This is a genomic window from Caulobacter sp. BK020, assembly GCF_004342605.1.
Taxonomy (GTDB): domain Bacteria; phylum Pseudomonadota; class Alphaproteobacteria; order Caulobacterales; family Caulobacteraceae; genus Caulobacter.
Map to the genome: position 1 here is coordinate 48,774 of NZ_SLZL01000002.1, position 18,019 is coordinate 66,792.

18 protein-coding genes are annotated in these 18,019 nt (G+C 69.2%); 7 read left to right on the top strand and 11 right to left on the bottom strand.

Going from position 1 to position 18,019, the window contains the following annotated elements:
• Positions 1-8: 8 nt before the first annotated feature.
• The 5 genes from EV278_RS02610 to EV278_RS02630 form a co-directional block, all read right to left on the bottom strand.
• Positions 9-2,060, bottom strand: a complete 2,052-nt coding sequence (locus tag EV278_RS02610) for a TonB-dependent receptor (protein ID WP_132086405.1) — start codon at positions 2,058-2,060, stop codon at positions 9-11.
• Between the two features lie 141 nt (positions 2,061-2,201).
• A complete protein-coding gene (locus EV278_RS02615; RefSeq protein ID WP_243692053.1) occupies positions 2,202-2,621 on the bottom strand; it encodes a DUF2946 family protein in 420 nt (139 codons plus the stop codon).
• A gap of 110 nt (positions 2,622-2,731) precedes the next feature.
• Complete coding sequence (locus tag EV278_RS02620) at positions 2,732-3,709, bottom strand: S1C family serine protease (RefSeq protein WP_132086407.1); 978 nt, start codon at positions 3,707-3,709, stop codon at positions 2,732-2,734.
• Positions 3,710-3,784: 75 nt separating this feature from the next.
• Positions 3,785-4,333 (bottom strand): AraC family transcriptional regulator, encoded by a 549-nt coding sequence (locus EV278_RS02625; RefSeq protein ID WP_132086409.1) that lies wholly within the window; start codon positions 4,331-4,333, stop codon positions 3,785-3,787.
• Positions 4,334-4,648: 315 nt separating this feature from the next.
• Positions 4,649-4,804 carry a hypothetical protein gene (locus EV278_RS02630; protein ID WP_132086411.1) on the bottom strand — a complete coding sequence of 52 codons (156 nt, stop codon included), beginning with the start codon at positions 4,802-4,804 and terminating at the stop codon, positions 4,649-4,651.
• A 202-nt stretch (positions 4,805-5,006) separates the two neighbouring features.
• On the opposite strand from EV278_RS02630, the gene EV278_RS02635 reads away from it, so the two are divergent.
• On the top strand, positions 5,007-6,098 hold the full coding sequence (locus EV278_RS02635) for a PA0069 family radical SAM protein (protein WP_132086413.1): 1,092 nt from the start codon (positions 5,007-5,009) through the stop codon (positions 6,096-6,098).
• Between the two features lie 9 nt (positions 6,099-6,107).
• Here the strand turns inward: EV278_RS02635 and EV278_RS02640 are convergent, their stop codons facing one another.
• Entirely contained in the window at positions 6,108-6,758 is a 651-nt protein-coding gene (locus tag EV278_RS02640) for an HAD-IA family hydrolase (RefSeq protein ID WP_132086415.1), read from the bottom strand.
• Positions 6,759-6,832: 74 nt separating this feature from the next.
• Between EV278_RS02640 and EV278_RS02645 the strand changes: the two genes are divergently transcribed.
• Positions 6,833-7,306, top strand: coding sequence for a glycosyltransferase (locus tag EV278_RS02645; protein WP_132086417.1), 474 nt, complete (start codon positions 6,833-6,835; stop codon positions 7,304-7,306).
• A 232-nt stretch (positions 7,307-7,538) separates the two neighbouring features.
• Here the strand turns inward: EV278_RS02645 and EV278_RS02650 are convergent, their stop codons facing one another.
• On the bottom strand, positions 7,539-9,029 hold the full coding sequence (locus tag EV278_RS02650; protein WP_243692054.1) for a lytic transglycosylase domain-containing protein: 1,491 nt from the start codon (positions 9,027-9,029) through the stop codon (positions 7,539-7,541).
• Between the two features lie 144 nt (positions 9,030-9,173).
• The gene (locus tag EV278_RS02655; protein ID WP_132086421.1) at positions 9,174-9,995 is read right to left on the bottom strand and encodes a uracil-DNA glycosylase; all 822 of its coding nucleotides are present in this window, start codon (positions 9,993-9,995) and stop codon (positions 9,174-9,176) included.
• Between the two features lie 163 nt (positions 9,996-10,158).
• Between EV278_RS02655 and EV278_RS02660 the strand changes: the two genes are divergently transcribed.
• From EV278_RS02660 to EV278_RS02675, 4 genes are all read left to right on the top strand, one after another.
• Positions 10,159-11,832, top strand: coding sequence for an electron transfer flavoprotein-ubiquinone oxidoreductase (locus tag EV278_RS02660; RefSeq protein ID WP_132086423.1), 1,674 nt, complete (start codon positions 10,159-10,161; stop codon positions 11,830-11,832).
• An 87-nt stretch (positions 11,833-11,919) separates the two neighbouring features.
• Positions 11,920-13,653 (top strand): tetratricopeptide repeat protein, encoded by a 1,734-nt coding sequence (locus EV278_RS02665; protein WP_132086425.1) that lies wholly within the window; start codon positions 11,920-11,922, stop codon positions 13,651-13,653.
• A 35-nt stretch (positions 13,654-13,688) separates the two neighbouring features.
• On the top strand, positions 13,689-14,576 hold the full coding sequence (locus EV278_RS02670; protein ID WP_132086427.1) for a 4-(cytidine 5'-diphospho)-2-C-methyl-D-erythritol kinase: 888 nt from the start codon (positions 13,689-13,691) through the stop codon (positions 14,574-14,576).
• 33 nt (positions 14,577-14,609) lie between these two features.
• Positions 14,610-15,308, top strand: a complete 699-nt coding sequence (locus tag EV278_RS02675) for a hypothetical protein (protein ID WP_132086429.1) — start codon at positions 14,610-14,612, stop codon at positions 15,306-15,308.
• Positions 15,309-15,398: 90 nt separating this feature from the next.
• On the opposite strand, the gene EV278_RS02680 is transcribed toward EV278_RS02675, so the two are convergent.
• The 3 genes from EV278_RS02680 to EV278_RS23880 form a co-directional block, all read right to left on the bottom strand.
• Positions 15,399-16,925, bottom strand: coding sequence for an ammonium transporter (locus tag EV278_RS02680; RefSeq protein WP_132086431.1), 1,527 nt, complete (start codon positions 16,923-16,925; stop codon positions 15,399-15,401).
• 26 nt (positions 16,926-16,951) lie between these two features.
• Entirely contained in the window at positions 16,952-17,290 is a 339-nt protein-coding gene (locus tag EV278_RS02685) for a P-II family nitrogen regulator (protein ID WP_007665036.1), read from the bottom strand.
• Positions 17,291-17,406: 116 nt separating this feature from the next.
• Positions 17,407-17,676, bottom strand: a complete 270-nt coding sequence (locus tag EV278_RS23880) for a hypothetical protein (RefSeq protein WP_165916500.1) — start codon at positions 17,674-17,676, stop codon at positions 17,407-17,409.
• Here EV278_RS23880 and EV278_RS02690 point away from each other — a divergent pair.
• Positions 17,615-17,965: a DMT family protein gene (locus EV278_RS02690; RefSeq protein WP_132086433.1), complete on the top strand. Its 351-nt coding sequence runs from the start codon at positions 17,615-17,617 to the stop codon at positions 17,963-17,965. The two genes, EV278_RS23880 and EV278_RS02690, sit on opposite strands and share 62 nt — an antisense overlap.
• Positions 17,966-18,019 lie beyond the last annotated feature (54 nt).

Sequence of the window (18,019 nt, forward strand, 5' to 3'; positions counted from 1 at the left end):
CGCTGGGGTCAGAACGACACGGTGACGCCGCCGAACACCGAGCGGCCGTCGCCGGGCCAGACGGCGGCCGTGGCGGGGGTCCATCTCGTGGCGGCCTGGACGTTGGAGACATAAGCCTTGTCGGCCAGGTTCCGGGCGTCGAGGAACAGCGAGACCCTGTCGTTCAGCGTCCAGCCGGCGTTGAGGCTGAGGATCGCGTAGGACGGGGCGGCCTTGGTGTTCTGGTAGTCGATCCATTGGTCGGAGGCTGACCACTCGACCGACGGGGCCACGAACCAGCCGCGGGCGTCGTCGTAGCGCAGCTCGGCGCGGTAGAAGCTCTTGGGCACGATCGGCAGGCGATTGTCGCCGTACTGGGCGTCGCCGTCGAAGCGGAAGTCCGACCAGGTCCAGGTCTGGCGCAGCCGCCAGCGCGGGGCCAGCGTCCAGTCCAGCGCCGCCTCGATCCCCTGGTGGATCGTCCTGTCGGCGTTGAAGGTCGCGGCCGGGTGCTGGGCGTCGACCGCGAACTGCAGCAGTTCGTGTTCGAGATGGGCGCGGTAGAGCGTCACGTCGTAGGTGAATGGCCCGCGATGGCCGCGCGCCCCGATCTCGCCCGTCCAGGCCTCCTGGGCCTGCACCGGCGCGAAGCCGACATTGCTCGGCGACAGGGCGCCGAAGTTCGGCGGCTCGACCGAGCGGGTGACGTTGGCGAACAGCTGCGCGCCGTCGTCGCCCTGCCACAGGACGCCGATGCGCGGCGAGACCCAGGCGTAGTCCTTGCCGGCGGCCAGGTTGAAGGTCGTGGTCACGCCGGGGACGGCGAAGCTGCGATAGTCCCGCTTGGCGGTCCCCCAGGTCAGGCCGCCGACCAGGGCCAGGCGCCGGGTGGCGAACACCCGGCCTTCGGCGAAGACGTCGGCCGCCTTGGCGTTCTGCAGCGACAGCGACTGCAGGGCGCCGCGAGCCCCCCTGACGTTGGTGTAGAAGGCCGAATCCAGGTCGCCCTGGCGATACCAGGCCCCCAGATAGGCGTCGGCCTTGAGGCCTCCCAGCACGCCCTCCCAGTCCAACCGGCCGAAGGCGCCGTAGTTGCGGCTCTGCTGGTCGATGACCTGGAAGATCGGGTGGTCCAGGTCCTTCCACACCGCATAGACCGCGCCCTCGAACACGGTGTGGTCGTCCAGCCGCCAGGAGGTGCGCAGCGAACCGCGCAGACCACGCTGGTTGCGGCCCTGGTCGTTGGCGGCGCTGGCGGCCGCCGTCTGGCGCGGATTGGCGTCGAACTGGGCCAGGGTCAGGGAGCCCGGGATCTCCTGGTTGACGTTGGAGCCGTTGACCACGAACCGCACCTCGCGGTCCTGGCCGAAGCCGCGGCCGATGTTCAGCGACCCGAACTGGATGTTCTGCTGGCTCTGCGAGCGCCAGCCCTGGCCGGTCTGGTTGGTGGCGGCGGCGTAGACGTCCCCGTCGCCGGACTGGCGGGCCAGGGCGACATGCTCGCGGAGCAGGCCATAGGAGCCGCCGTCGATGCGGATCTGCTCGTCGAACCCGGCGTCCTTGCCGGTGGGCGTGACCATGTTGATCGCCCCGCCCAGCAGGGCGCCGCCGAACCGCAGGGCGTTGCCGCCGCGATAGACCTCGGTGAAGCGGGTGTTCAGGGGATCGGCGACCTGGCTGTCGCCAAAGCCGTCGGCCTCGTTCAGCGGCACGCCGTCCTGGGCCAGCAGCAGGCCGCGATTGTGGCTGGCGTTGCCGATGCCCGAGCCGCGGATCGACAGGCGCACGTCGCCGCCCCACTTGCGCTGGGCGTAGACGCCGGGCGCGTCGCGCAGCATGTCGTCCAGCGCCAGGGCCTGGCGGCTGGCGTAGGATTCCTGGGAGATCACCGAGACGCCGCCGGGGGTTTCGGACAGCCGCCGACGGGCGGCGGCGACCACGGGCGGGTCTTCCGGATCGGGGCGGGCGGTGACGATGACGGAACTGACCTCGCGGGCCGATTGATCCTCGTCCGGGGCGGCGAACGCGAAACCGGGCAGGGCGAGGAGAGCGGCCGTGGAGGCTAGCAGGAGAGACTTCATGGGATCGGGGTCCTTCGGCGCGCGACACGGCGCGGCCGGAGCAGGCTGAACTGGGCGAAGGGCGCGACGCGCGAATGTCGTCGCCGGACTCGATCCAGGGCGACGCATGCGGAAGCGGCCGGCCGCCGAGGCGGTCGGGCGCTAGATCAGCAGGCTGGGAGGACCTCGGGCCGGTAACGGCGGCGCGGCCAGCCCACGGCCGGGCGCGGGCTCGACGGCCCGCGCCACGGCCATGGGCCGATAGGCGACGAACTCGACCTGGGCGACCGCCAGCGTGCTGGGCGGCGGGGCTGTCGCGCCATGGCTGGCGAACGGGCAGGGCGCGTCATGGGCCGGCTTGTCGGCGGGCGACTTGTCGTGATGGTCCAGGGCGTCGCCGGGCTGGATGACCAGCGGGCCCTGGCCGGTGCAAAGCACCAGGGCGAACGGCAAGCCGTTCCTGGGCTCGGCCTGGGTCATGAAGCCCGCCGGGACCAGGACCTTCAGGGCGAGCGCCAGGATCGCGAGCGCCAGGAAGGCACCGCGTGTCCAGGTCCGGCCAAGGCTGGGCGAGCGGGTCACGTCCGGGCTTTATCGCAAGCCGTCGGACAAGGCTACTAAGGGCTGACCCTGACCGTCACCAGGCCGTGCGAGGCCGCCGGCGCGGCGAACCGCCCCTTCGTCCGGCTCGACTAGTTGAGCCGGGGCTTCTTCAGCAGGGCGTTGCGGTCGACCGAGCGGATCTCGACCTCGAAGACATCCTGTTCGCGCTGGATCCGCAGCGGGACCGTGACGCCGGCCGGGCCCTGGTCCCACAGCGCGGTGTAGAACTCGGCCAGGTCGGAGACCTCGTCGCCGGCCACGGCCAGGATCAGGTCGCCGGCGCGCAGTTCGGCCCGGGCGGCGGGACTTCCGGGCGACACGCCGACCAGCACCACGTGAGATTCGGTTTCCTGCGCGAACACGCCCAGCCAGGGGCGGGGCGGATGGGCCGGCTTGCCGCGCGCCAGGTCGTCCAGGATCGGCGGCAGCAGGTCGGCGGGCACGAACAGGTTCAGCGGCTTGGCTTGGCCATCGCGCGACTGTCCCGCCAGGCTCAGGGAGCCGATCCCGACCAGTTCGCCCTCGGGGCCGATCAGGGCCGCGCCACTCCAGTGCGGGTGGGCGGGCTCGGTGATGATCGCCTCGTCGAGCAGATACTCCCAGTAGCCGGCGAAGGGCATGCGCGTCAGCACCCGGCCCGCGACCGCGTGGGCGCGTCCGCCGGCCCCCGCGATGACCACCGGACTGCCGGGCTCCAGGACCTTCGACGCCCCAAGGCGCAGCGCTGGCAGGCCAAGGGGTTCGAGCGCCTGCACCAGGCCCAGTCCTGTCTGGCTGTCGAAGCCCAACACGTGGGCCTGGACCTGCCGGCCGTCGTTCAGGGTCAGCACGACCTGGTTGGCCTCGGTGACCAGATAGCCCATGGTCAGCACCAGGCCGTTCTCGCTGATCACCACGCCATTGCCCAGCCGCTCGGTTCCGAGGATCCGGGCCGTGAAGGCGTCGGCCGGAACCTGGGCCTCCAGGGCGACCACCGAGGACAGCGCATGATCAAGGTCGAAGGGATAGGCGTTGGCGGTCGGGCGCAGCCGCGCCTCGACCTCATGTCCTTGGAACGGTGAAGGCAAGTCGATCTCCTGTCGGAGACTCAGATTTGGGGCTCGGCGGCGCGGGAACAAGAGGGCGCGGTCGCGTGACTCCGATCACGCCGCCAGGGCGGGGGGATCGCTCGGGCGGTCCTGGCGACTCCGGCGCCAGCGGCTGGGCGTCTGGCCGACGGCGGCGCCGAAGGTCCGGCAGAAGTGAGCCTGGTCGGAGAACCCGCAGGCCAGGGCGATCTGGGCCAAGGTGTCCCGGCTGGTCAGCATCAGGTGCTTGGCCCGGGCGATGCGCCGCTCGATGATGTAGCTCTTGGCCGACTGGCCGAAGCTTTCCTTGAAGGCGTGCGAGAAGTAGCTGGCGCTCAGGCGGACCGCCGCGGCCACGTCGCGGACCTGCAGGTTGCGGTCGCGGTTCTGGTCGATGAACGCGGTCGCGGCGCGCACCTGCCAGGGCGCCAGCCTGCCGGTCGGCTGGTCGCGGGCCAGGCGCTCGACCTCGGCCTCCAGGAGCTGGCTCGCGCGACGCACCAGGTCCCGGGCGGTATCGGGATCGTCGTCGAAGGCGCGCGAGGCGTCGGCGACCAGGCGCGCCAGGACCAGCGTCCGGTCGCGGGGCAGGGTGGAGGTGGGGGTCGCGTCCGGGGAAGTCATGTCCAGCTGGCCGCCTCTCTTCCAGAACCAGTTTCGCGCCTTTGCGCCAGGTTCAGTTTTGAGTTTGCTAGCATTGGTCGAGCATGATCGCAACGATGCGGATCGAAGTCCAGCTGTAGTTAAGCTTCGATTCTCTAGAATCCGCTCTATGTTTTGTCGATTTTTCTCGCCCTGGATGGTGATTGCCTGGTCGTTGACGCAATTACCTGAAGATCCCAAGTGATGATTTTCGACTATCGACGATGATTTTGAACAAAAGTCGTGACAGAAGTGCTGTCGCCCCGCTGTTTCGCGAGGCGACAGGACGGTGGTCGATCAGGCGTCGCCGTCGGCGATGTCGGCCAGGAGACCGTTGATCGGCTCCTCGTTGAAGCTGGTGACGTTGTGACCCGCGTCGATCACGCCGACCTTGGCGACGTGCGGGGCTTCGACTTCGGTTTTTTCGACCTTGTCTTCCGGCTTGGTGGTCATGGGGAGCCTCCCGATGCGAGGGCCGTGCGCCCTTCGCCCGGCGTGCCTCGCAGTGAGCTTGGCATGAACGCGGGCTCCTGTCAGCGAAGGTGATCGAGGGGGCGGCAAGCCGTCCGGGGGCGCCTCGAAACCAACCGACCGCGTCGCGTCACGATCATTTGTGTTCTTGAATTGTTCTCGCCCACGGTTCATGATGCCGGTCATGGTCGCTCCCGCCAATCTTCCCGGGCATCCGCCGTCCAGCGCGCGGGGGCGCGGGGCCAAGTCCAACCGCACAGGCCGCTTCGAGTCCCAGGTCAGCGAGGCGTTCGACGACGGCTGGGGCGAGGAGGAAGAACCGGCCCAGATCGCCACCGTCCTGCAGCCGATGAAGTCGCGGACCATCATCGCCCGCAACGACAGTCCCGACGTCGGTTTCGAAAGCTCGATCAACCCTTATCGCGGTTGCAGCCACGGCTGCATCTACTGTTACGCCCGGCCAGCCCACACCTATCTGGGACACTCGGCCGGTCTGGATTTCGAGACCAAGATCTATTTCAAGCCCGAGGCGGGCAAGTTGCTGGAGCGCGAGCTGTCCAGGCCGAAATATGTTCCCAAGGTCATCCATATCGGCGGCGATACCGATCCGTATCAACCGGACGAGAAGGCGCTGCGGGTGACGCGGGCGGTGCTGGAGACCCTGGCGCGGTTTCGCCACCCGTTCTCGATCATCACCAAGTCGAACCTGATCACACGCGATCTCGACATCCTTGGGCCGATGGGCCGGGCGGGGCTGGCGCGGGCGGCGGTGTCGATCACCAGCCTGGACCACCGGCTGTCGCGCGGCATGGAGCCGAGGGCCGCCACGCCCAAGCGCCGGCTGGACGCGGTGCGCCAGCTGGCGGCGGCCGGCGTGCCGACCACGGTGATGTTCGCGCCCTCCATCCCGTCGCTGAACGACCACGAGATGGAGGCGGTGCTCGAGGCCGCCGCCGCCGCCGGGGCGACCACGGCCGGCTACGTGGCCGTGCGCCTGCCGCTGGAGATCAAGGACCTGTTCGAGGAATGGCTGGCGGCCGAGCATCCCGACCGCGCCCGGCGGGTGATGTCCCTGGTGCGGCAGATGCGCGGCGGCGCCGCCTACAGCACCGAATGGGGCAGGCGGATGACTGGCGAAGGACCGGTGGCCGAGGTGATGAGCCAGCGCTTCAGGCTGGCGCGGACGCGGTTCGGCCTCGACCGCAAGCTGGCCCCGCTGGATCTTTCGCAATTCACCGTGCCGGCCAAGGCGGGAGACCAGCTGTCATTGTTCTGAGGTCGCGCCCTAGATCCTGGACAAACGTAGCCCGTCGGGGCCGATCTTGACCCGGACGTCCGAATAGTCGGCCAGGGTCGGATGCTCCGTTTCGAACGGGTCACGGTGCGCGGCCGTGATGACGATCACCTGGGCGCCGGCCGCTTCGCCGGCCAGGACGCCGGCGGGCGCATCCTCGAACACCAGGCAGGCGTCGGCCGCAACGCCCAGGCGCCGGGCCGCCAGCACGTAACCGTCGGGCGCGGGCTTGCCGCGCGAGACGTCCTCGGCCGTCACCAGCACCGCCGGGATCGGGAGCCCGGCGGCGGTCAGGCGGCTCAGGGCGAGGTCGCGCTGGGCGGATGTGACGACGGCCCAGCGATCGGCGGGCAGATCGCTCAGGAAGGCTTCCGCGCCGGGGATTGGGTGGACGTCGTCGATGTCGGCGATCTCGCCCGCCAGGACCGCCGCGACTTCGTGGGCGATGTCGACGCCCGCCAGGTTCTGGCGGCGGATGGTCTCCTCCGCGCGCACGCCGTGGATCGTGGGCAGGAAGGTCTCGACGTCCAGACCATGGCGCCGCGCCCAGGCGGTCCAGACGCGTTCGGTCGCGGCGATGGAGTTTGTCACCGTGCCGTCCATGTCGAACAGGAAGGCGGCGAAAGCGCTTGTCGGGATCATGCGGCGGCTATGCCATGTTTCGACGGGGCAAGTCTCGGCTTGACCTGCGTAGCGGGTGATCGGAAGCAGGACCCATGATCACCGTCGTCCTGCCGACCCGCAACAGCGCCGCGCGCCTGGTCCACGTCCTGCCCCTGCTGGTGCCGGCCGCCGTCGACGGCCTGGTCAAGGCGGTGGTGTTCGCCGACGCCGGCTCGACCGACGCCACCCTGGCCATCGCCGAGGACAGCGGGGCGCGGGTGGTCTCGGCGGCGGGGGACAGCGGCGCGCGGCTGGCGGCCGGCTGCGCGGCGGCCCGGAGCCCGTGGATCCTGGCGCTGGGCGAGGATCTGGTGCTGCCCGAGGGCTGGCGTACGCCGGTCGAGGCCCATCTGGCCGGCGGTGGCGGCAAGCCGGCCTGGATTGGTGCGCCGGGCCTGTTCGGACGTCCGCTGGCGGTTCTGGCGTTGAGGGAAGCTGTCGAGGCGGCCGGCGGCTTCAAGGGCGGCGATCCGCTTAAGGCGCTGGTGGGCCGGCTGCGGCCAAGGGCGGTGCGGCTGAGGGTCTGACTTGGAAATGGTGGGGCGGCGTCGGTTTCCACCCCGAGCGGACTCCGCAGGCGCCGTGCGTCCTTCGAGGCGCGCTCAGGGGCGCGCACTTGAGGAAGAGGAATCCGGTACAAAGCGCTCATTCTGAGGCGCCCGCACGGCGGGCCTCGAAGGACGCAAGGCCTGTCCGCTTCCCGCCCATCACCGACGTTCGACTGGCCCGCTCCGAGGCTGGCCGCAGTTCCCCGGGGGCCTACTGGTCCAGCCGGAAGTCGATCACCCGCGCGCCGCTGGCCACGGCGTCCAGGGTCCTGGTCTCGGCGCCCATCAGCTTGCGATAGGTCCAGTACGAGGCCATGACCTTTTCCACATAGTTGCGGGTTTCCTGGGCCGGCAGGCTTTCGATCAGCAGCAGCGGATCGCAGTCGGCGCCGCCCAGCTGCTGCTGGGTCTTGATCAGCGTGCCCGGGCCGCCGTTATAGGCCGCGACGGCGCGGAACAGGTCGGGGCTCTGCAAGCCACGGTCCATCAGCCAGGTGAAATAGTCCTGGCCGACCCGCAGGTTGAAGCTGGGATCGAGCAGGGGCGTGGTGTCGGCCAGCAGCTTGTCGTCGCCGGCCGCGCGGGCGGCGGCCACCGGCATCAGCTGCATCAGGCCGACGGCCCCGGCGCCAGACATGGCGTAGGGGTCGAAGCGGCTTTCCTGGCGCACCAGGGCGTAGACCATGGCCTTGTCGATCGTGAAGCCGCCCTTGGGCTCCAGCGGGGGCAGGGGATAGTCCTCGCCGCCGACCCGCTTGACCGCCCGGCCGGCGTTCAGCGGGGCCTTCTCGTTCAGGGCCAGGGCCAGGTCGGTCCAGTCGCCCCGGGCCTTGGGATCGTCGCTGGCCAGGGACAGGCCGGCGCGCAGTTCCTGGCCGGCCTCGGCCCAGCGGCCGACCTGGGCCAGGGCGGCGGCGCGGCGGGCGCGGGGATCGGCGGCCAGCAGCCGGGCCAGGGAGGCCGTGTCGGGCCCTTCGTACGAGACCTTGGTCAGCAGGGCGGCGATCGGGTCGTCCTGGGCCAGGGCCTGGCCGGCCAGGGCCAGCTGGCGAGCGGCGATCATGCCGTAGAAGGTGTTGGGCGCGCGGGCGGCCTGGCCGAGCAGGTCCTCGACATCGCCGGACTGGCCGCCCGAAGCGGCCGATCGCGCGGCCCAGAAGGCGGCGGCCGACCGCAGCCATTCGTCCTGGCCTTCGTCGTTGGCGACCTTTTCGAAATAGGTCCGGGCCTGGGCGTAGGACTCCAGGCGGAAGGCGGCGAGGCCGGCGATCCAGGGTTCGCGCGCGGCCTGGGCCAGGGTTAGGGCCCGTTTCACGTCGCCGGAATAATAGGCCTCGCGGGCGGCCCGGCCGCGGTCGCTGGGCGCGGAGGTCTTGGCGCTGGCCACGAACAGCACCGGGGCCCTCGGCGCCGCGGCGCGGGCCGGCCGGCGCTTGACGGCCAGGGCGTAGACCCGCTCGGCCCCGGCTTGGTCGCCATAGGACTCCAGCCACTGGTTCAATTCGTCATAGGTGGCCGCGTGGGCGGTCGGATGCATGATCCGGGCGAAGTCCAGCGCGCCGCGCAGGCTCTTGTCGCGGGCGTTGGCCTGGGCGGCCTCGGCGGCGTCGAAGTCGCCGTGGTCGGCGGCGGCGAAGGCGGCGCGATAGAAGCGGGCGTCGGCTTCCGACAGCGGTTCCAGCGCCGACGCGCGGGCGCTCATGGGGGCGCTGAAAGCGGCCGCGAGACAGAGTACGAAGGCCGAGAAGACGGCCAGAGGGCGAGCCAAAAGCTGCAATGCGTTTGCGCGCCCTAGCCTCGATGAGGCTCCCCGACGCGTCCCGTGTCCAACTGGTCGTCCGAATCTCTAATTGGGACGCTCGGGACGATCAAGCCTCTCGCTGAGCATAAGCATGTCGGTCCAGGCCTTCTTCTTGGCCGCCGGCTGGCGCAGCAGGAACGCCGGATGCAAGGTGGGCAAGGCCGGAAGCTCGCTTTGGCCGTCGCTGGAGGTCCACTCGAACCATCGTCCGCGCAGCGACAATATGCCCTCGTCGCGCTTGAGCAGGCTCTTGGCCGAGGCGCCGCCGACCAGCAGCAGGATCTTGGGCTGGACCAGCTGAACCGCCCGCTCCAGGAACGGCGCGCAGACGGCCTGCTCCTGCGGCGTGGGGGTGCGGTTGCCCGGCGGGCGCCAGAAGACGGTGTTGGTCACGAAGGCGCGGTCCAGTACGCCGGCGGCCTTGAGCATGCGGTCCAAGAGCTGACCGGCCCGGCCGACGAACGGCGCGCCCTGCAGGTCCTCGTCGGCGCCGGGGGCCTCGCCGATGATCATCAGCGGCGCATCGGCGGGACCGCGCGAGACCACCGCCTGGCGCGCGCCCTGGGTCTTCAGCGGGCAGCCGTCGAAGGCGGCGATGGCGGCGGCCAGGGCGGGCAGGTCGGCGCAGGCGGCGGCCAGGGCCCTGGCCTCGGCGACGGCGGCGCCCAGGTCGGGTCCGCGCCCTAGGGCCGGCGCGGCGATGGAGGCGACGGCGGTCGGAGGGGGAGCTTCCTTGCGGGTCCGCAGCAGGGCCGCGCCCTCGGCCAGGCGATCGATCGGATCGTCCGCGTACGACGCTTCCACGCCCGCGTCTGCCCAGAAGGCGAGCAGGCTTTCCACGGCGCGCGGATCGACGGAGAGCTCCATGCGCCTCTCTTAGTACGAAGTTCCGGGCGTCGCCATGTCCTGCCCGCGCTGCATCGCAGCAAAAAACATCCGTTTATTCTTGACCACCGGCGCGTCAGCTCACGATAAGCTTCGACTCAAACAGCAAGAACGCGGGCCGCGTGCGCCCGGGGCGGGAGATGGCATGAGCGAAGCGCTCGAACGCGAGTCGATGGAATACGACGTCGTCATCGTCGGCGGCGGACCGGCGGGCCTGTCGGCCGCCATCCGGCTCAAGCAGCTGGCCGCCAAGGCCGGGACCGAGGTGTCGGTGGCCGTGCTGGAGAAGGGCTCGGAAGTCGGCGCCCATATCCTGTCGGGCGCGGTGATCGATCCCAAGGGCCTGGCCGAGCTGTTCCCCGACTGGAAGGAACGCGGCGCGCCGCTGGAGACGCCGGTCACCAAGGACGTCTTCCGCCTGCTGGGCCCGCAGGGCGACCTGGCACTGCCGATGTTCGCCATGCCGCCGTTCATGCACAACCACGGCTGCTACATCGCCTCGCTGGGCAATGTCAGCCGCTGGCTGGCCGCCCAGGCCGAGGAGCTGGGCGTCGAGATCTATCCGGGCTTCGCGGCCTCGGACCTGGTCTGGAACGACGATGGCTCGGTCAAGGGCGTCGTGGTCGGGATCGTCGGCGTCGCCAAGGACGGCCATCACAAGCCCGACTACAACCCGGGCATGGAGCTGCACGGCAAGTATGTGTTCATCGCCGAGGGCGTGCGCGGCTCGCTGGCCAAGCAGCTGATCGCCAAGTTCGACCTGTCGGCCGGCAAATCGCCGCAGAAGTTCGGCATCGGCGTCAAGGAACTGTGGCAGGTGCCGCCCGAAAAGCACCAGCCGGGCCTGGCCGAGCACACCACCGGCTGGCCGCTGGACAACAAGACCGGCGGCGGCAGCTTCATGTACCACTTCGGGGACAATTACGTGGCCATCGGCTACGTCGTGCACCTGAACTACAAGAACCCCTGGCTGTCGCCGTTCGACGAGTTCCAGCGCTTCAAGCACCATCCAGCGGTCAAGCCGCACCTGGAAGGCGGCAAGCGCATCGCCTATGGCGCGCGGGCCATCACCGAGGGCGGCTATCAGTCGGTGCCGAAGCTGACCTTCCCGGGCGGGGCGCTGATCGGCTGCTCGGCCGGCTTCGTCAACGTGCCGCGCATCAAGGGCAGCCACAACGCGGTCAAGACCGGGATGCTGGCCGCCGACGCCGCCTTCGAGGCCCTGGCCGCCGGCCGCGCCGGCGACGAGCTGACCGTCTATCAGGACCTCTATGAAAAGTCGTGGGTGGCCAAGGAGCTGAAGGTCGTCCGCAACGCCAAGCCGCTGCTGGGCAAGTTCGGCACCGCCCTGGGCGGGGCGCTGGGCATGTTCGACATGTGGTGCACCCACCTGCTGGGCGGCTTCTCGTTCTTCGGCACGCTGAAGCACGACAAGACCGACGCCGAGTCCACGGGGCTGGCCAAGGACTATAAGCCCCTGGTCTATCCCAAGCCCGACGGCGTGATCAGCTTCGACAAGCTCAGCTCGGTGTTCATCTCGGCCACCAATCACGAAGAGGACCAGCCGGCCCACCTGAAGCTGAAGGACCCCAGCGTCCCGATCGCGGTGAACCTGCCCAAGTACGGCGAACCGGCCCGGCTCTATTGCCCGGCGGGGGTCTATGAGGTGCTCTATAACGAGCAGGGCCAGGATCCGCGCTTCCAGATCAACGCCCAGAACTGCGTCCATTGCAAAACCTGCGACATCAAGGATCCGTCGCAGAACATCGTCTGGACCACGCCCGAGGGCGGCGGCGGTCCGAACTATCCGAACATGTAGGCTCCTTGAACGTCACAGGGCGCGGCTCGAAGTCTCGGGTCGCGCCTTTTTGTTGCGGCGCGGCCGGAAACCGATGAGGGTGCGGACATGACGCGTATCAAGCTGCTTCTCGTTCTTGTTTCGGCCTCGGCCCTGACCGCCTGCGCCGCCACCGCCCCGGGTCCCGACCTGCGCGGCAAGGTCGCCATGGACTCCGGCTGGGGCTCCAGCCGCTCGGCCTATGGCCAGTTCCTGGCCGGGCAGGCGGCCTTGCAGAACGGCTCGAACGGCGAGGCCGCGACCTATTTCGACGAGGCGCGCCAGCTGGACGAGGATCCGGGCGTCCTGGCGGATCGCGCCTTCACCGCCGCCCTGTTGGCCGGCGACGTGGAGCGCGCCGCCGCCATCGCCCCGCGCGGGACCGACGCCAACGAACAGGTGCGCCGCCTGGGCGTCCTGACCCGGGTGGTCGAGCTGATGGCCGACAGCAAGGGGCGCGACGCTCAGACCCTGCTCAAGACCGAGACCCTGGGTTTTCCCCATCGCCCCGCCGCGGTGCTGCTGGCCCCCTGGTTGGCCGCCGCCGCGGGCGACAACAACGGCGCGGTGGTGCGTCCGGAGCTGCAGGGCGACCGGTTCGTGCAGTATTTCGGTCAACTGAGCCAGGCCCGGCTCTACGAGCGCGCCAAGCGCTATGACGAGGCCGAGACCGATTACAAGGCGCTGATGGCCATCGAGAACGCCCGGGGCCTGTTCGTCGAGGATTACGGCGCGTTCCTGGAGCGCCGCAAGCGCCATGCCGACGCCGTGGCGCTGTACGACCAGGCCCTGGCCCGCGACCCGGATGACCAGGGCCTGCAGAAGGACCGGGCCCGGGCGGCGGCGCGCGGCCCTGCGCCGGCCATGCCGACCGAAAAGCAGGGCGCGGCCCACGTGCTGGTCGCCTGCGCCGCCAGCTTCGCCAGCGAGCGCCAGAGCCAGTTCGGCCTGGCCTATCTGCGTCTGGCCCTGCGGCTGGACCCCAAGCGCGACGACGCCTGGCTGCTGGTCGGCGATTTGCTGGCCCAGGACGAAGACGTCCCAGGCGCGCGCGAGGCCTACGCCAAGGTCGCTCCGACCTCGACCCGCTACGTGGCCGCCCAGTCCAAGCTGGCCTGGAGCTACCAGACGGCCGGCGACAAGGACAAGGCCATCGCGCTGGCCCAGCAGGCCGCCGCCGCGGCGCCCAAGGACCGCGACGCCCAGATCACCTATGCCGACCTGTTGCGAGCCAACGAGCGCTGGGCCCAGTCGGCCGCCGCCCTGGACCCGCTGATCACCGGCGAAGGCGACAAGCCCGACTGGCGCCTGCTCTACATGCGCGGCATCGCCCTGGAGCGGGCCGGACGCTGGGACGACGCCGAGCGCGACCTGCTGACCGCGGTCAAGCTCAATCCGGACGAGCCCGACCTGCTGAACTATCTGGGCTATTCCTGGATCGATCGCGGCGTGCGCCTGCCCGAGGCCATCGCCATGGTCCAGAAGGCCGTCGAGGCGCGGCCGCAGTCGGGGGCCATGCTCGACTCCCTGGGCTGGGGCTACTACCGCCAGGGCGACTACAAGACCGCCGTGGCCAAGCTGGAGCAGGCCGTCGAGCTGGAGCCGGGCGACCCCGACGTCAACGGCCACCTCGGCGACGCCTATTGGCGGGTGGGGCGGCAGATCGAAGCCCGCTTCCAGTGGCGGCGCGTGCTGAGCCTGGAGCCGGACGCCAAGCAGAAGGCCGAGGCCGAGGCCAAGCTCAAGGACGGCCTGGGCCCGAACGGTCCGGCGGCCTCGACCTCGGTGGCCAAGGCGGGGTAGGGGCCTTTCCGTTCCATTCCCTGCAAGGGTAAGCCATGCGCCTCGACGCCTTCGCCCCGGCCAAGGTCAATCTGTTCCTGCACGTCGGCGGGCCCGACGCCGGGGGCTATCATCCGATCTCCAGCCTGATGCTGTTCGCCGACGTCGGCGACCGGGTCACGCTGCAGGCGGCCGACGCGCCCAGCTTCGCGGCGACGGGCCGGTTCGGCCGCGAGATCCCGCCGGGCGACGACAATCTGGTGGTGAGGGCCGCTCAGGCCCTCCACGCGCGGCTGGGCGGCCCGGTTCCGCCGTTCCGCCTGGTGCTCGACAAGGTCCTGCCGATCGCCGCCGGCCTGGGCGGGGGCTCCAGCGACGCGGGGGCGGCCCTGAGGCTGTTGCGCCAGGCCCTGGCGTCGGATCTGCCCGATACCGATCTGGAGGCCGTGGCGGCGAGCCTGGGCGCGGACGGCGCGGCGTGCCTCTGGGGAGCGCCGGTGATGGCCGAGGGGCGGGGCGAGCGCCTGTCGCCCGCGCCGACCCTGCCGGAGCTGCATGCGGTGCTGGTCAATCCGCTGGTCCCGTCGCCGACCGGCGCGGTCTATCGCGCCTATGACGCGGCCGTGGCGCCGGAGGGGGAGGCCCCGCCGCCGTCGCCGGACGGGCTGGCCAGCGTCGAAGAGATCTGCGCCTGGCTCGCGGGCTTCACGCGCAACGACCTGCAGGCCCCCGCCGTGGCGCTGGAGCCGCGCATCGGCCAGGTGCTGGACCTGCTGGCCGGCGAGCCGGAGACCCTGCTGGCTCGGATGTCCGGCTCCGGCGCCACCTGCTTCGCGCTCTGCGCCGGCGACATCGAGGCCGAGGGCCTGGCCGAACGGATCGAGCGGATGCGGCCCCACTGGTGGGTCAAACGCTGCCGGCTGGGCGGGCCGTTCTCGGGGTAGCTTCGAAACTGATCTCTGAGATTTGGGGGCAGGATGGCCGATCCGACCGACATCGAGCAACTGGCGGATGATATAGCCACAGTGCGGAAGCGCACCGCTGAGCTTCACGCAAAACTGCCGCAAATTGTTGATGTGGCCGAGATTGGCGTCTGGTCGAAGGCTCCATACAAGGCGCTCGTCATCCGTGGCGCGCTCGCGTGGCGTACCGAAGAAATGGCTCGTAATGCCTGTGACGCATTGGAGCGAGAAGACCGCGCAGTGGGGATCACGCTAGCGCGCTCGATTATCGAAAACACCGCCTTGCTCTGGCGCCTACGAAAGATGCTGGAAGGGCGGGCGATCCAAAAGCCCGACACGCTCAACGATATGCTGATGCCGATGTTGCTGGGCTTCAAAAGCGAGGCCAACTTTCCTCAGGCCGTCAACGTGCTGAGCCTGATTGATCGACTGGACAAGGAGATCCCGGGGGTGCGGCGCGCCTATGACAGCTTCAGCGAAGCTGCTCATCCCAACTACGGAGGTGTTTCGGGACTGTACACCTACACCAACCACAAAGAATATCGGACGGTCTTTGGCCGCGACGTGAGACCGAGCCCAATAGCGAACTCAGCAGCCCATATAACGGCGGCGTCACTCGCGCTCTTCAACCATGCATTCAACGAGATTGAGAAGCTGATGCCGATATGGTTGGCCGAATTGAGCCCGTTAAGCGGCCCGCGCGATCCTGAATAGCCGGTCACACCCGGCCGGAGGTGACGGACAAAGAAAAGGCCCGGAAGCCGAAGCCTCCGGGCCTTCCTTTTGGTCTTCCGAACCCCAGCCTTAGCTGTGGTAGGCGCGTTCGCCGTGCTCGGAGATGTCCAGGCCTTCTTCCTCGGATTCCGGCGAGGCCTTCAGGCCGATCACCAGCTTGATCACGAAGAACACGATCGCCGAGGCGATGGCCGACCAGATGATGGTCACGCCGACGGCCTTGACCTGGCTCATCACCTGGGTGGCCAGGCTGTAGACGGCCGTGTCGCAGGTCGAGATGTCGCCGTCCTTGGCGCAGCTGGCGTAGTCGACCACGCCGGCGCCGCCCCAGGCGGGGTTGACCAGCAGGCCGGTGCCGATGGCGCCGACGATGCCGCCGATGCCGTGGATGCCGAAGGCGTCCAGGCTGTCGTCGTACTTCAGCGCGTTCTTCACGACCGAGCAGAAGAAGATGCAGATCGGCGAGACCACCAGGCCCAGGATCAGCGCGCCCATCGGGCCGGCGAAACCGGCGGCGGGGGTGACGGCGACCAGGCCGGCCACGATGCCCGAAGCCAGGCCCAGGGCCGACGGCTTCTTCTTGGTGACCCACTCGACGACGATCCAGGACAGGCCGGCGGCGGCGGTGGCGACGAAGGTGTTGATCATCGCCAGCGAGGCGTAGCCGTTGGCTTCCAGGTTGGAGCCGGCGTTGAAGCCGAACCAGCCCACCCACAGCAGGCCCGCGCCGACCAGGGTCAGGGTCAGCGAGTGCGGGGGCATCGGTTCCTTGCCGTAGCCTTGGCGCTTGCCCAGGATCAGGGCGCCGACCAGGGCGGCGATGCCGGCGTTGATGTGCACGACGGTGCCGCCGGCGAAGTCGAGGGCGCCGAAGCTCCAGCTCAGGCCGGCCTTGATCGGGTCGGTCGGATGCAGGGCGATGGCGTCAGGACCCGGCCACCACCAGACCATGTGGGCGATCGGGTAGTAGGAGAGCAGGGGCCACAGGACGGCGAACGCCACGGCGGCCGAGAACTTGAAGCGCTCCACCAGCGAACCGACGACCAGGGCGGCGGTGATCGCGGCGAAGGTCGACTGGAAGACGATGAAGGTCAGCTCGGGGATCACCACGCCGGTCGAGAACGTCGCGACGTTGCTGGCGGGGGTGACGTCCTTCAGGAACAGCCGGCTCAGGCCGCCGACGAAGCTGTCCACGCCGCCGCCGTCGGTGAAGGCGAAGCTGTAGCCCCACAGCACCCAGGCGACGATGCCGATGATGGCGACGGTCGAGACCTGCATCATCACCGACAGCATGTTCTTGGAGCGGACCAGGCCGCCGTAGAACAGGGCCAGGCCCGGAATGATCATCAGCAGGACCAGCAGGGACGAGACCAGCATCCAGGCGTTGTCGCCCTTGTCGACCTTGTCGACGATGGTCGCCGGAGCGGGGGCGGCGGCCGGGGCCGCCGCAGGCGTCGCGGCGGGGGCGGGCGTAGCCGCGGCCGGGGCTGCGGCGGCCGGGGCCGTGTCCTGGGCGAAGGCGACGGCGCCCAGCGGGGCTCCCGCCAAGGTCGCGGCGAGCATCAGCCCGGCCAGCGGTTTGAAGTTCAATCTCACGTTGGTATCCCCTTTTCCCCGACGGATTACAAAGCGGCCGGGCCGGTTTCGCCGGTCCGGATGCGAACGGCTTCCTCGACATTGAGGACGAAGATCTTGCCGTCGCCGATCTTGCCCGTGGCCGCCGCGGCCTTGACCGCTTCGACCGCCTTGGCCGCCGACGCGTCGTCGACCACGGCTTCCAGCTTCACCTTCGGCACGAAGTTCACCTGGTACTCGGCGCCGCGATAGATTTCGGTCTGGCCCTTCTGACGGCCGTAGCCCTTGACTTCCGACACCGTCAGACCTTCGACGCCGGCGGCGACGAGCGCCTCGCGGACCTCGTCGAGCTTGAAGGGTTTGACGATCGCTATGATCAGTTTCATCCGTCTTGCTCCGACCCGCCGACTGAGCGGGCTCCCCTTTAGAATTGGCTGTAGAGCGCGTTGCTCATTCGCACCGCGACCCGGGCTCGTCGGCCCGCGTCGTTTCCCCGGCGTCTTCACGCTATCGGTCGCGCTTCCCACATGACTGTCGCGCGGTAGGGAATTGGAAACGAAAGGGACGGGGTGCCCGAGATTTGTGCATCGATGGCCATGGTTGCCTTAAAAGATGGCATTTCGCCGGTGCGAATGGCGGGGTGGCCTAGCTTGTCGCTAAGCACATACAATTGTCGGCTCTTGCGCCGCGATCTGGAGTTCCCGCCGCCCATGCCTTCCGTCTGGTTGAAAATCGCGCCCTGGTGCCTTCTGATTGCGTCGAACGTCTTCATGACCTTCGCCTGGTACGGTCATCTGAAGAATCGCGCGACGACGATGCTGGTCGCCATCTTCACCAGCTGGTTGATCGCCTTGCCCGAATACTTGCTGGCCGTGCCCGCCAACCGTCTGGGACACAATGTCTACACGACCGCCCAGCTGAAGACTGGCCAGGAGGCGATCACCCTGGTCGTCTTCACGCTGTTCTCGGTTTTCTATCTGGGCGAGGCGATCAGCTGGAAGACCCTGGTCGGGTTCGGCTTCATCTTCGTGGGCGTGGCGATCGTGATGTTCTTCAAGTAACGCGTTCACGACCCCGTGAGCCCCGCAACGGAATCCAAGGTCTAGACGCTGTTG

Coding starts and splice junctions, on each gene's coding strand:
- EV278_RS02625 (WP_132086409.1), bottom strand. CDS start 4,333: ATGACTTCCCCGGACGCGACCCCCACCTCCACCCTGCCCCGCGACCGG.
- EV278_RS02635 (WP_132086413.1), top strand. CDS start 5,007: ATGGTCGCTCCCGCCAATCTTCCCGGGCATCCGCCGTCCAGCGCGCGG.
- EV278_RS23880 (WP_165916500.1), bottom strand. CDS start 17,676: ATGAAGACGTTCGACGCAATCAGAAGGCACCAGGGCGCGATTTTCAAC.
- EV278_RS02675 (WP_132086429.1), top strand. CDS start 14,610: ATGGCCGATCCGACCGACATCGAGCAACTGGCGGATGATATAGCCACA.
- EV278_RS02640 (WP_132086415.1), bottom strand. CDS start 6,758: ATGATCCCGACAAGCGCTTTCGCCGCCTTCCTGTTCGACATGGACGGC.
- EV278_RS02690 (WP_132086433.1), top strand. CDS start 17,615: ATGCCTTCCGTCTGGTTGAAAATCGCGCCCTGGTGCCTTCTGATTGCG.
- EV278_RS02610 (WP_132086405.1), bottom strand. CDS start 2,060: ATGAAGTCTCTCCTGCTAGCCTCCACGGCCGCTCTCCTCGCCCTGCCC.
- EV278_RS02655 (WP_132086421.1), bottom strand. CDS start 9,995: ATGGAGCTCTCCGTCGATCCGCGCGCCGTGGAAAGCCTGCTCGCCTTC.
- EV278_RS02645 (WP_132086417.1), top strand. CDS start 6,833: ATGATCACCGTCGTCCTGCCGACCCGCAACAGCGCCGCGCGCCTGGTC.
- EV278_RS02685 (WP_007665036.1), bottom strand. CDS start 17,290: ATGAAACTGATCATAGCGATCGTCAAACCCTTCAAGCTCGACGAGGTC.
- EV278_RS02665 (WP_132086425.1), top strand. CDS start 11,920: ATGACGCGTATCAAGCTGCTTCTCGTTCTTGTTTCGGCCTCGGCCCTG.
- EV278_RS02650 (WP_243692054.1), bottom strand. CDS start 9,029: ATGAGCGCCCGCGCGTCGGCGCTGGAACCGCTGTCGGAAGCCGACGCC.
- EV278_RS02670 (WP_132086427.1), top strand. CDS start 13,689: ATGCGCCTCGACGCCTTCGCCCCGGCCAAGGTCAATCTGTTCCTGCAC.
- EV278_RS02660 (WP_132086423.1), top strand. CDS start 10,159: ATGAGCGAAGCGCTCGAACGCGAGTCGATGGAATACGACGTCGTCATC.
- EV278_RS02630 (WP_132086411.1), bottom strand. CDS start 4,804: ATGACCACCAAGCCGGAAGACAAGGTCGAAAAAACCGAAGTCGAAGCC.